The following is a 13669-nucleotide window of genomic DNA, read 5'->3' on the forward strand; positions in this document are numbered from 1 at the left end:
GAACTCGGAAGTTGAGCTTCTGAACTCGGAAGTTGAGCCTTTGAACTCGGAAGTTGAGCCTTTGAACTCGGAAGTTGAGCCTTTGAACTCGGAATCTTTAAAATTTTAAAAGAACAAGTAAAGATTTTGTTTAAACAAATATAAAATTCAAGCTACATATCACCTTGACAGCGCTACTCCTAACTCTTGTACAGACGCGATGAATCGCGTCTCTCCCAACTCCTAATTTTCTTATGCACGCCCTATCGATTCCCACCTGGATTATTCATATTTCTAGCGTTATTGAGTGGATTGTCGCCATTTGGTTAATCTGGACTTACGGCGAACTGACTAATAACCGTAATTGGTGGGGATTGTCCCTTGCCATGTTACCAGCTTTAGTTAGCGCTATGTGTGCCTGTACCTGGCATTATTTCGACAACGCTGAATCTCTGGAATGGCTGGTAACACTTCAAGCTACTATGACCTTAGTTGGTAATTTCACCCTTTGGGGAGCGGCGTTTTTGATTTGGCGTTCTACCAAATCTCCCAACACTGTTGAACCAAAACCTATTAAATCAGAGCCATGATTTCTAAAGAAACCCTGTTTGCACTTTCACTGTTTCCCTATTTGGGTTTCTTGTGGTTTATCAGCCGCAGTCCGCAAATGCCGCGTCTAGCGCTGTATGGATTTTACGGCACTCTCGTATTTGTTGCCATCACCATCCCAGCCGGAATTTATGCTGTATTGCATTATGGCAAGTCTTTGGCAGACGTGGATTGGTTACACGGTAGTGCAGAAGTATTTTTGACCCTTTCTAACATCTTGCTTGTGCTAGGTTTTGGGCAAGCTGTAAGGCAATTAAAAATGAAAAGACATTAGTCATTTGTTATTAGTCATTTGTCATTTGTCATTTGTCAAACACAAAGGACGGCCCTTAAACAAGCCAATATACAGTTTAAATGCGTCACAGCTTAGTGTTTGATTGCAATAAGTTATGAGGAAGAAGTAAATGGATGTAATTCCAGCGATTGATTTACTAGAAGGTCGCTGTGTGCGACTGTATCAGGGAGACTACGATCGCTCACAAGTTTTTAGCGAAAACCCCGTTGATGTAGCCAAACAGTGGGTAGATGAAGGTGCTACGAGATTGCATATAGTTGATTTAGATGGTGCGAAAGCGGGTAAAGTAGTAAATTTAGGGGCAATAGAAGCGATCGCTCATGCGGTGTCAGTACCCATTGAAATTGGTGGAGGATTGCGCGATCGTACCAGTCTGCAACAAATATTCAATCTCGGCGTACAGTGGGCAATTCTCGGAACCATCGCTGTAGAACAACCCCAGCTAGTACAACAACTGTGTGAAGAATTTCCTGGACAGATTATTATTGGCATTGATGCCCGCAACGGTAAAGTAGCAACTCGCGGTTGGTTAGAAACCTCAGAAGTTTTAGCAACTCAACTGGCTGTACAAATGCAAGAATTGGGTGCAGCCGCCATCATTTACACAGATATCCATCGAGATGGTACTCTCATCGGCCCCAATTTAGAAGCTTTACGAGAACTTGCATCGGTAATTTCCATCCCGATAATTGCCTCTGGTGGGGTAAGTTCTGTCACCGATTTGTTGAGTTTGTTGGCGCTAGAACCTCAAGGCGTGACTGGTGTGATTGTCGGACGTGCTTTGTACACTGGGGATATTTTACTCAAAGAAGCGTTGCGAGCGATCGGGCCTGGGCAGATTCAGGATATTCCACCCAATCTAGGTTTTTCTAGCTTTGCTTGATATTTTCTGTTTTTCGTAACTCCACACACTGACTCGAAATATCAAGTACAGTGGCGTTTTATATTCGGGAATCAAGCGATAAATTGGCATATTTTTGGGAAACCTAAATATTGAGGTTTCAAGAATTAAGCCGTATGGTCAGCATTCCCGGATATCACCTTAGCAAAGAACTCTACAATGGTTCGAGAACCTTAGTTTATCGCGCCGATCGAGAAACCGATCAAAAATCTGTGGTGATTAAGCTGATGAAAAGTGCTTATCCCAACTTCAGTGAATTGGTACAGTTTCGCAACCAGTTCACCATCGCCAAAAATCTGAATCAACCTGGAATCATCCAAACCTACAGCCTGGAACCCTATCAAAATGGCTATGCGTTAGTGATGGAAGACTTTGGGGGAATTTCCTTGAAGGGATGGAAAGTGGGGGAAAGCGTAGAATCTCTAATAGAGTTTTTAGAAATTGCGATCGCACTGTGCAATACCTTAGATATTTTAATTCGTTATCGGATCATTCACAAAGATATTAAACCCGCCAATATTTTAATTAATCCAGAAACTAAAGAAGTTAAGTTAATTGACTTTAGCATTGCATCTTTGCTGCCACGGGAAACTCAGATTCTCATGAGTCCTAATGTGCTAGAAGGGACGCTAGGCTATTTATCCCCAGAGCAAACTGGAAGGATGAATCGGGGAATTGACTACCGGACTGATTTTTATTCTCTAGGTGTAACTTTTTACGAATTACTAACAGGTGAATTACCATTTAAATCGCCCGAACCGATTGAATTGGTACATTGTCATATTGCCAAACTTTCGCCTTTAGTACATGAGATTAATCCGCAAATTTCGCCTATACTCTCATCGATTGTCGGCAAATTGATGGCGAAAAACGCCGAAGACCGCTATCAGAGCGCATTTGGGCTGAAATATGATTTAGAAAATTGTTTAGCTCAACTCAAAGAAACGGGGAAAATTGCAAGTTTTTCAATTGCACAACGGGATGTGTGCGATCGCTTCATTATCCCAGAAAAACTCTATGGTCGTGAATATGAAGTAGAAATTCTCCTAAAAGCCTTTGATCGCATTACCAACAACCAAACAGAACTAATGCTGGTGGCTGGTTTTTCTGGTATTGGTAAAACTGCTTTGGTCAATGAAGTTCACAAACCCATTGTTCGGCAAAGGGGCTACTTTAGCAAAGGCAAATTTGACCAATTTAATCGTAATATTCCCTTCTCGGCTTTTGTGCAGGCATTTCGAGACTTAATGGGACAATTGCTCAGTGAAAGTGATAGTCAATTGTCAACTTGGAAAAATAAAATTTTACAAGTGCTGGGCGATCAGGGGCAAGTCATTCTTGAGGTCATCCCCGAACTAGAACAAATTATTGGTCAACAACCACCTGCAACAGAACTTTTACCAAGTGCAGCACAAAGTCGCTTCAATTTACTTTTCCAAAAATTTATTCAGGTATTTACTACAAAAGAACATCCATTAGTAATTTTCCTTGATGATTTACAGTGGGCTGATTCTGCATCACTCAAATTGTTACAGTTGCTGATCAGCGAATCAGGAAATGGTTCTTTACTTTTAATTGGGGCTTATCGAGATAATGAAGTATCTACCACGCATCCGTTAATGTTAACATTAACGGATATTCGCAAAGTCAATGCCACGATTAACACTATTACTTTAGCTCCCTTAAATAAAGCTAGTTTAAATCAATTGGTGGTCGATACATTGAGTTGTTCAGCTAAAATTGCCCAACCTCTAACACAAATCATCTATCAAAAAACTCAGGGTAATCCATTTTTTACAACGCAATTTATCAAAGCCCTATATGAAGATAGACTGATTATTTTTAATTCTGAGCAAGGATACTGGCAATGTGATATTACTGCTGTTAAAGCACTTGCTCTCACCGATGATGTAGTAGAATTCGTAGCGCAACAGTTGCAAAAGTTACCAGCAGCAACGCAAAATGTATTGAAATTAGCCGCGTGCATTGGCAATTCTTTTGATTTGCTAACCTTAGCAATTGTTTCTGAACAATCTGAAGCTGAAACCGCAGCATCTTTATGGAAAGCTTTGCAAGAAGGATTAGTTTTACCTACTACTGAAATTTATAAATTATTTCAAGGTAATGAGCATGATTCTTATTCAAATCCCTTAAATTCCAATTTCCAAGTCCCTATCTACAAATTTTTACACGATCGCGTGCAGCAAGCTGCCTATTCGCTCATTCCAGATGAAGAGAAACAATTTACCCATCTTAAAATTGGTCAATTACTCTTGCAAAATACCTCTGAGTCTCAGCAAAAGGAGCGAATTTTTGAGATTGTCAGTCAGTTGAATTGTGGAATAGCGCTAATCACCCAGCCAAGTGAACGTCAACAATTAGCTCAGTTAAATTTGAATGCTGGTCGAAAAGCGAAAGAAGCTACTGCTTATGGTGCAGCAATTCATTATCTCAAGTCGGGAATGCAATTGCTGACAATTAATAGTTGGGAAATCGCATACGAACTGACTCGAAGTTTATACGAAGAAGCTGCCGAAGCAACCTTTCTCAACAATGAATTTGAGCAGATGGAATCTCTTATCCAGGTCGTCATGGAAAAAACAACAACCTTACTGGATAGAGTGAAAGTTTATGAAGTTCAACTCCAAGCCGATCAGGTGCGGAATCAATCATTCAAAGCGATCGCAATTGGGCGTGAACTTCTCGCTCAACTTGGGGTAACATTACCTGAATCAGTAACACCTCCAGACATTCAGCAATCTGTAGTCAATACGCTCTCCACCTTGGCTGGCAGAAGTATTGAGGACTTAGTTGATTTGCCATTGATGAATGATCCCAAAGCTTTGGTTGCTTTGCGAATTATGGCTAGCATCGCTCCCGCCATCCATCAAGCTGCGCCTTATCTGTTCCCAATTATTGCCTGCGAAGAGGTGAATTTATCTCTTAAATACGGCAATGCACCACTTTCTGCACCAGGGTATGCAGATTTTGGAATTGTACTTAATATTTGTAACCAATTGGAGTCAGGTTATGAATTTGGCCAGCTAGCTTTGGTGCTTGTGGATAGATTTCAAGCAAAATCTGTTCAAAGTATGACTATATTTAAGGTGGCCGCATTGAATCAATATAATCAAAAACATGTTCGCACCTCAATTAGTTTATTACAAGAATCCCATAGTCTTGGATTAGAAACAGGCGATTTTTTTCATGTCTTGGCATCGATGATTTTCAAGTTATTCTATGTCTATTTAAGTGGCACAGAAGTTTTGGAAATTCTCTTAGCAGATATTAAAGCCTATGAGTCTAATTTTGCCCAAAATCAGCGTTTATTAAATTGGTCGAATATAATCTGTCAAAGCATTAACAAGTTAACCGAATCTAGCGATCATCCAGAGCGCTTAATTGATGAAGATTATCAAGATGAACAACTGTTATCTGCACTTATTAAAGAAAATGACGAATTAACACTCCATATATTTTTCTTAAGTAAGTTAACACTCAGTTATCTGTTTAAGGATTTTCCGGCGGCAGTTGAAAATGGAAATCAGGGAGAGCAATACCTCAACGGAGGCGCAGGAATGTTATCTGTGCCTGTTTTCTACTATTACGATTCTTTATCTCGGCTGGCTATCTATCCAACGGCTGAACCATCTCAACAAGAACAATTACTCTTAAAGGTTGGTGAAAACCAGGAAAAATTGCAGTTTCGAGCCAAATTTGCACCGATGAATTTCCAGCACAAATTTGATTTGGTGGAAGCAGAACGGCATCGGATTTTAGGTGAAAAAATGGCAGCAATAGAATTATACGATCGCGCCATAACTCTAGCGAAAGAAAACGAATATATTCAAGAAGAAGCCTTGAGCAATGAGCTAGCTGCCAAGTTTTACCTTGACTGGGGCAAAGAAAAAATCGCCCAAGTTTATCTGCAAGAAGCTTATTATTGCTATGCCCGTTGGGGCGCTAAGTCCAAAACTGATGACTTAGAAAAACGCTATCCTCAACTCCTCGCTCTCATCTTACAAGGGCAACTTAGCCGCTTGCAACTGAGTTCAACCATCAATGCATCATCATTTCCACATCAAACTATCCACACAAACCTTTCTAGCAGCAGTATTTCTGAAGCCCTTGATTTTGCCACCATCTTCAAAGCCTCACAAATTCTCTCCAGTGAAATTCAATTAGAGCAATTGCTCACTACCCTTTTGCAAGTAGCAATGGAAAATGCTGGGGCACAAAAAGCTGCCTTGCTTGTACTTCGACAAGGCGACTTAATAGTTGAAGCTATAGCCAGCATCAACGAAGGAGTCACTTTAGTATCTATACCGTTGTCAACCAGCGAAGGCATTCCCATTACACTGATGAATACTGTCAAACGCAGCTTAAAAACTGTTGTGCTGGATGATGCAACAGCACAAACTGATTTTATTGCCGACGCATATTTCATACAACAACAACCAAAAAGTGTGTTGTGTACGCCAATGTTAAATCAGGGTAAACTCATCGGGCTGCTATATCTAGAAAATCCGCTCACAATTGGGGCATTTACAAGCGATCGCACCGAAGTTATCCAACTACTATGCACCCAAGCCGCCATCTCTTTAGAAAATGCCCATCTTTATCAAGAATCTCAAAATTATGCCCATCAACTAGAGCGATCGCTGCAAGAACTTGAGCAAGCCCAATTACAAATGGTACAAAATGAAAAAATGGCAACCTTGGGCAATTTGGTTGCTGGGGTAGCGCATGAAATTAACAATCCCATTGGATTCTTGAAAGGCAGCCTCAACAATGCCGAAGAGTATATCCAAGACTTACTCGCCCATATTCAATGCTACCAACAACATCATCCCACTCCTGCGATCGCAGTCATTGAGCATGGCGAAGAAATTGACCTAGAATTCCTGGCTGAGGATTTACCAAAGCTAGTAAGTTCGATGAAGGTGGCAAGCGATCGGATTAAAGACATTAGCACCAGTCTCCGCACCTTTTCCAGAGCCGATACAGCCGAAAAAGTTGCTTGTAATCTCCATGAAGGGATTGAAAGTACGCTGTTGATTTTGAAGTATCGCCTCAAAGCTAACGAAAAACGTCCAGCAATTGAAGTCATAACCGAATATGGAAAATTGCCACTAGTTAAGTGCTTTTTAGGACAGTTAAATCAAGTATTTATGAACATCCTCGCTAACGCCATTGATGCCTTAGATACTTCGTGTGAGGGACTTTCTTTTGCCCAAGCACAAGCCAATCGTCACCAAATATTGATTCATACTGAAGTTTCTAGTGGCCAAAGTGCGGTAGTAATTCGCATCAAAGATAACGGACAAGGGATGCCAGAAGAGATTAGAGCAAGAATCTTTGACCACCTGTTTACAACTAAAGAGGTTGGCAAAGGAACAGGATTAGGATTAGCGATCGCTCGTCAAATAGTCGAGGAAACCCATAATGGGCGGTTGATTTGCAATTCTGCCCTTGGCAAAGGAACAGAATTTGTCATTGAGATTCCATTATCTTAATGGCTACTACTGCGATTTCAAGAAGTATATATCTATAGAATGGACAATATTTGCCCATCTAGTTTTGAGATTACCTATTTCGTCCACTCATCAAGCGATCGCTGACTTATATATTAAGATTTGTATCTATCCTGTTCAAACTGAAGGTTCCTACAGAGGTAGCATTATTGACTAAGTTTTTTAGTTAAACTTAAATTTTCTGTGATATCTTTCCGTAATCCACAATACCCGTGATGTAGATAATATTGTAGAAAATTCTCAAATTCAGTATTATGTCCAGTCAAGAACCAAATTCTAACCAAGCATTTAATCAAATACAGCCTATCGGAACGAAGAAGAAGAAACCACAACCTCCTCCAGATATTAAAAAGCCAAAGAGAACTGAATGAAAAGTTTGATGCTCATTTGTAGAGACTTAATTTAAATTAAATCTCTACAATTCTAAAAAACAATAAATCAGTTTATTTATTTTTTGCTTGAGTCTTTGCCTGTTCTAAGGCTATTTCTTTGATTGCCTGATACGAATTAACATTTGAATTACCTTCAATAGCTTTAACTGCCAAATCTTGAACTTGTTTCAGAGCGGATTCAAGTTGTTTAGAAAGATTTTGAATCCGTGTTTCTTGATTAGTAATGGTTTGCTCTAGAGATTGCAACCTCTGTTCATAAAAACGTTTTTGTCCTTCTACTTCCTTAGAATATAAATCTGATTTTACTTTCGCTTGGTAGTGAGCGATGCCTTTACCTTCTTCTGTGGCTTTTTTGATAGCTGCTTCTTTATCTTTTGGAAAAGCCTCTACCTTGATTTTTAATTCTTCAAATTGTTTCTCTCTCTCAGAAATTGCTTTCTCTCGTACAGCCCACTGTTTCTCTGTCTCTTGTAGTAATTCTTCCAGTTGTTTATATAGTGCTTTCTGCTCTTGTTCGTATTCGTCACTTTGCAGTTGCCGTTGGAGTTCTAAATTATACTTATACTCTGATGCATCACGTTGCCGAGTTTTATTCAAGTTTTCATTCCGTTCTTTTATCGCCCGTTGCTGTTCCTCCTGTTCTTTTCCCCAAGTATTCTTTTGCTCTAGTATTTCTTGGAATAAAACTTCAGAACGCTGGCTATATTCTTCCTGATAAGCCCTAGTATTATCTTCATAAGTTTGAATGAGAGTATCCAAGAGATCGTCAGAAATTTCCAAATTATGCAACTGTGTTAATTGTTGGATTTCTTCTTCTAAATTTCGCCTGATTTCTTCTAACTTAGAGGCTTTTGTGGTTAGCTGTTCCGATAATTCATTTGCCGCACTGCCAAAACCTAATTGAATCTTCGCCAAGCTTTCAATTGTATTGTTCATTTTCTGTTGTACACTAGAAAGCTGATTCATAGCTGTTTTTTGCTCTAACTTAGGCTGTTCTTTAGTTCCAGACTGGTTTTCTTTGGCAACTCGATCGAGTTCAGATTTTAGCGCTGCTTTCTCTTTAGCTAACTCCTCATACGCCTGAAGAATTTCTACCTTAGTATTCTTATCAGTCGGTTTTTTTACCACCACAACAAACCTCCTCTTCAGGAATTAAAAATGGTTAAAATGCTACAGACTTGTAACTATTTAGGATTAGAACTACCAAAAGCCCTCATAGCTAAGTCTTGTGCTTGTTTTAATGCAGTTTGCAATTGAGCAGAAATCCCTTCTATTTGTTCAGACTGTTTCTTAATTGTTTCTTCTAGAGATTGAATTTTTTGTTCATAGCTCTGTTTGTTAGATTCCCATTCCCTCTCAAATAAATCAGCCTCGATCTTAGCTTTTTGGCTTGTTTCTTTAATTGCTTCTTCTCTAGCTTTCTTAACAGCTTCTTCTAGTTCATTAGGAAATGTAATTACCTTTTGTTCATAATCTGCAAAGAGTGGTTGGCGTTCAGCTAATATCCTTTCTCGTTCGGCCCAATCTTTCTCTTTCTTTTGAGAATTTTCTTGGATTTCCCTTTGTTGTTGGCGTTTTATTGCTTCATAGCTATCTGTATTAAGCTTACGAGTAGTTTCTAACTTATATTGAGATTCTTCTTGTTCTTGCTGACGGTCTTTTGCTAATAACTCATTATATTGTTTGAGTTTTTCTTCATACTCGGTTTGCTCTTTTTGCCATTCTTTTCGTCTAATTGTAATTTCTTTTTCTAATGTTTCCTTTTTACTGATAGTATCTTGTTCTAGGGTTTTTAATTTTTCTTGTTGTTCTTGACTTAAAATATCTAGAGTATCCGCTACAACTCTGATTTCTTGAAGCTCTTGTAAACGTTGAGCTTCAATTTCTATAGCTCGGTTCAGTTCATCTAACTTGAAATTTTCCTGAGCTAGTTTTTCAGATAATCCGTTGAGAATACTCCCAAACTCTAATTGTAAATCAGCTAAACCTTTGACAATACTATCAACCGTATATGCAGAAGCTGCTCGCAGAATTTCTTGACTTTTTGCCCTTTCCGCTTCCTCTTGTTTAGTTGCTATTTTAGAATCCAGCTTTTTTCTTTGGATAATAATTTGTTGAAATGCTTGCATTAGTTGTTGTTTGCTGTCCTTGACTCCAACTGTAGTCATCTTTCAACTCCCTTCAATAGGCAAATGATTTATTGGGTAGCAAGCCATACCAAGGACTACCCTATGCAGACATCAGAGTAGCCTTTAAATCTACACTTTTAACGCAGTGTAAATACTGAATGATCGATATAGAACACTTAGGTGGCTCCGAATTTTCCACATATATGTCCTTCTATTTTTCAGATATATTGCAAGGGACTGGAGACTGGAGACTGGGCGAAAAGTCCTTTTGTGTCCAAGTTTCATCATCTGTTGATGTCCTAACCACCAAGGCTTGTGCTATGGTTTTCCCTTTAAAACTTAATGGTACTTTTGTACTACAATAAATATACCTAATCTCATCTCTTCTTGTCAAGACAATCCTTCATGCAATTGCGTCACAGAACAAAGTCAGCACTAAACTCTGATTTTCTTCTTAGGCCAATTCATGTAGACCCATTTGTAAAGCGTCTGGTAGAGAAGCGGCTATACTCTACCAGTTCTCAATGAACTATCCGCAGGATATTGCCCCTGAGTGCGTGTAGTTTTGCGTAAGTCTTAAAAGTATTAGAAGCTGGCAGTCAGAGTGATTTATGATTGAGATGGGTACGGTGGTATATATTACTTTTTGTAAAGAAAATCTAAAAGAATTAACCCTAGCAGAAGCGCCGTTGCACTAAGGCGAGATAATAGATTTAATCATGCTAATTGATACAAGCACAGTCCCAGACTTTTGTGATATCAATGTATACCACTGAATCGACCAAATACTCTACTAGAACGGACATTGGGCAAACCAGCCGTATTCTAGTAGTAGAAGATGAAGAATTAATCCAGGAAATGCTAGCTGTAGCTTTGGAAGAGGAAGGTTACGGGGTAATAACTGCACCCGATGGGCGATCTGCTATAGAGTATCTTAAAAGTTTTGAAACCAACTCAGGGGAAGTTCCCTTTGATCTAATTATTCTTGATTTGATGTTGCCGCAAATCAATGGGCTAGATATTTGCCGTTTGCTACGTCATCAAGGAAACCCAGTACCTATTTTAATGCTCAGTGCTAAAGGTAGTGAAACTGACCGCGTTTTGGGGTTAGAGGTGGGTGCAGATGACTACCTGACCAAACCCTTTAGTATGCGTGAGTTAGTGGCTCGTTGTCGCGCTTTACTCCGCCGTCAGCGCTTAAGTAATTTACCACAATTACCAGTATTAAAATTTAAGGATGTCACCTTGAATCCTCAAGAATGTCGGGTGCTGGTTCGTGGTCAAGAGGTGAGTCTTTCGCCTAAAGAGTTCCGCTTGCTGGAACTGTTTATGAGTTACGCCCGTAGGGTATGGTCGCGGGAACAACTGCTAGATCAGGTTTGGGGCCCAGATTTTGTTGGTGATAGTAAAACTGTAGACGTTCATATTCGGTGGTTGCGCGAAAAATTAGAGCAAGACCCCAGTCATCCCGAATATATTGTGACTGTACGAGGTTTTGGCTATAGGTTTGGATAATTAGTTTAGATAGTTGTTAGTTTTTAGTAGTCACCAAAAAACTAACAACTCAAATGCTTTTATTGGGATTTATTCTAGGTTTAGCGGTAGGCATTGGGTTTTGGATTTGGCAACAGGTTCAACTTAACCGCTACCTGGGGCGCTTACTCCGACCGTTAACTTCTCATTCTGACAAGAAGGGACTGCTGCTTCCTGAGTTACGACAGAAAATAGCGATGGTGAAGCAGCAACGACAAGATATGCAGCAGTCATTGCAAACTTACCAAGACCTGTTGGATTTTGCACCAGTGGGATATTTGCAGGTGGATGAGGAAAATCAACTGCTTTGGTGTAATCGGCAGGCGCAGGAAATTTTGTATCTGCAAAGGTGGCAACCAGAACAGATACGCTTGTTATTAGAGTTGGTGCGGTCTTACGAACTTGACCATTTAATTGAACAAACTCGCGATCGCCAAAAACCACAAACTGGAGAATGGATATTTCATCCATCTTGTGATGATACAGCAGAGATGCAAACAATAAAATCTCTGGCTTTGCGGGCATCTAGTTTGCCTTTACCCAATGGACAAGTGGGAGTGTTTTTAGAAAATCGTCAACCCCTATTAGATATAAATCAAGTACGCGATCGCTCTTTTTCCGATCTAGCCCACGAACTCAGAACCCCCTTAACTTCGATTCGGTTAGTTGTGGAAACGTTACAAATCCGCTTGGAACCGCCCCTAAATCGTTGGGTAAACCGTTTGATGCAAGAAGTCGATCGGCTGATTAACTTAGTACAAAGCTGGCTAGACCTGACCCAAATGGAAGCCAACCCAACCATGCAATTACAAGCCAAAGCTGTAGAATTGCGATCGCTAATTACATCTGTATGGGAAACACTAGAACCTCTAGCACAGCGCCAACATCTATCTCTTTCTTATTCTGGCCCAGAAAATCTCTGGATTAAAGCAGATCAAGCCCGGATTTTCCAAGTTTTTCTCAACTTGCTAGACAACAGTATTAAATACAGTCCTCCTTCTACAAGTATTCACGTCGAAGCGAAAATCTTATCAACAAAGGATAACGATCCGACTCCCTCAATTCTAGAAATAAATCTTATTGATTCTGGAGTTGGGTTTTCTGAGGCAGATTTACCCCATGTTTTTGAGCGATTTTATCGAGGAGATAAAGCGCGAACCCATTCCCCACAAGATAGTAACTCCGTCGGGGCGATCGTTGGCAATGGTTTAGGATTAGCGATCGTTGAGCAAATTCTTTTGGCACACGGTGGTTCAATCAAAGCTATGAATCATCCAGAAACTGGCGGTGCGTGGATGCAACTCCAATTTCCTGAAGTTATGGCAAACTCCTTAAGCCAAGACTATAGTTAGTAATATCTTCACCTTTAAGATAACAAGTGTGAAAGCTGTCCATCATAGTCCCAATCCTCAAAGACCCCAACTCGCACGCGCTATTCGGCGCTTAGAACGGGATGTCTTACGCATGGGTGCTTTGGTAGAACAATCATTTCGCCTCAGCCACCAAGCATTATTTGCTCGTAACTTAACAGCAGCCGAGGCACTTCCGCTATTAGATAAAAAGATTGATCGCTTTTATCGTCAAATCGAATCAGACTGTACGGCGATTATGACGCTGCAAGCACCTACCGTTCAAGATTTGCGCTGCTTGAGTGCTTTTATGCAATTGGTGAGAGACTTAGAGCGCATTGGCGATTATGCTGAGGATTTAGCTGAAATTGCGATTAAAATTTTTCCCTATACGCCTCATTCGTGTTTATCTGAGATTGAAACTATGTCCTTTCACGCACAGGCTATGCTAGCAACTAGCTTGAAAGCTTTGGGAGATTTCGATGAAGGCAGTGGTCGCCGTTTAAAGAACTTAGATGATACCGTAGATGATGCATACGATCGCGTTTATCAAACTTTAGCCCAACAAAGGGATGTACCTGGTGTAGTCGAGCCAATTGTGCTGCTAGCACTGGCTATTCGTTGTCTAGAAAGGATGGCAGATCATGCCACTAATATCGGTCAGAGAGTAGCATATATTGTCACCGGTCAACGCTCCTAGTTTAGGTGTTATCTAGATCCCTGACTTCTTAAGCAAGTCGGGGATCTGAATCCAAGTAAAGTCAGAGCCATTCCACCCTACTATCTTCATAATTAATAATTATTTGCATCTAGGTAAGTCAGTAGGTCAAATTAAATATAGGATTACTATTTGATTTTTGAACGAAATTAGGTATTGTAGTGGACTGACACAGCTAAAATAGTGCAATAGATATGCCAAGGTGAGGACTCGAAAGTGGGAAGAGGTCG

General features: G+C 40.1%; 9 protein-coding genes. 7 read left to right on the forward strand and 2 right to left on the reverse strand.

What is annotated here, in order from left to right:
* The first annotated feature begins 233 nt into the window (after window positions 1-233).
* The 4 genes from RMZ41_RS28525 (at window position 234) to RMZ41_RS28540 (ending at window position 7300) form a co-directional block, all read left to right on the forward strand.
* The gene (locus RMZ41_RS28525; RefSeq protein WP_322641605.1) at window positions 234-569 is read left to right on the forward strand and encodes a DUF2499 domain-containing protein; all 336 of its coding nucleotides are present in this window, start codon (window positions 234-236) and stop codon (window positions 567-569) included.
* On the forward strand, window positions 566-862 hold the full coding sequence (locus RMZ41_RS28530) for a DUF3593 domain-containing protein (protein ID WP_322734322.1): 297 nt from the start codon (window positions 566-568) through the stop codon (window positions 860-862). Before RMZ41_RS28525 ends, RMZ41_RS28530 begins: the two co-directional genes overlap by 4 nt.
* Window positions 863-992: 130 nt before the next feature.
* Entirely contained in the window at window positions 993-1766 is a 774-nt protein-coding gene (hisA, locus tag RMZ41_RS28535; protein ID WP_322641607.1) for a 1-(5-phosphoribosyl)-5-[(5-phosphoribosylamino)methylideneamino]imidazole-4-carboxamide isomerase, read from the forward strand.
* 134 nt (window positions 1767-1900) lie between these two features.
* Window positions 1901-7300, forward strand: a complete 5400-nt coding sequence (locus tag RMZ41_RS28540) for an AAA family ATPase (protein WP_322641608.1) — start codon at window positions 1901-1903, stop codon at window positions 7298-7300.
* A gap of 461 nt (window positions 7301-7761) precedes the next feature.
* Here RMZ41_RS28540 and RMZ41_RS28545 read toward each other — a convergent pair whose 3' ends face one another.
* Window positions 7762-8841: a hypothetical protein gene (locus tag RMZ41_RS28545; protein WP_322641609.1), complete on the reverse strand. Its 1080-nt coding sequence runs from the start codon at window positions 8839-8841 to the stop codon at window positions 7762-7764.
* A 53-nt stretch (window positions 8842-8894) separates the two neighbouring features.
* On the reverse strand, window positions 8895-9878 hold the full coding sequence (locus tag RMZ41_RS28550; RefSeq protein WP_322641610.1) for a hypothetical protein: 984 nt from the start codon (window positions 9876-9878) through the stop codon (window positions 8895-8897).
* 723 nt (window positions 9879-10601) lie between these two features.
* Between RMZ41_RS28550 and RMZ41_RS28555 the strand changes: the two genes are divergently transcribed.
* Genes RMZ41_RS28555 through phoU form a run of 3 tightly spaced genes read left to right on the forward strand, consistent with a single transcriptional unit; the run spans window position 10602 to window position 13421 of the window.
* Window positions 10602-11354, forward strand: a complete 753-nt coding sequence (locus tag RMZ41_RS28555) for a response regulator transcription factor (RefSeq protein ID WP_322641611.1) — start codon at window positions 10602-10604, stop codon at window positions 11352-11354.
* 53 nt (window positions 11355-11407) lie between these two features.
* Window positions 11408-12724 carry a sensor histidine kinase gene (locus tag RMZ41_RS28560; protein ID WP_322641612.1) on the forward strand — a complete coding sequence of 439 codons (1317 nt, stop codon included), beginning with the start codon at window positions 11408-11410 and terminating at the stop codon, window positions 12722-12724.
* Between the two features lie 28 nt (window positions 12725-12752).
* Window positions 12753-13421 (forward strand): phosphate signaling complex protein PhoU, encoded by a 669-nt coding sequence (gene phoU, locus RMZ41_RS28565; protein ID WP_322641613.1) that lies wholly within the window; start codon window positions 12753-12755, stop codon window positions 13419-13421.
* The last annotated feature ends 248 nt before the right edge of the window (window positions 13422-13669 follow it).

The organism is Nostoc sp. DedVER02, from assembly GCF_034530675.2.
Taxonomy (GTDB): Bacteria; Cyanobacteriota; Cyanobacteriia; order Cyanobacteriales; family Nostocaceae; genus Nostoc.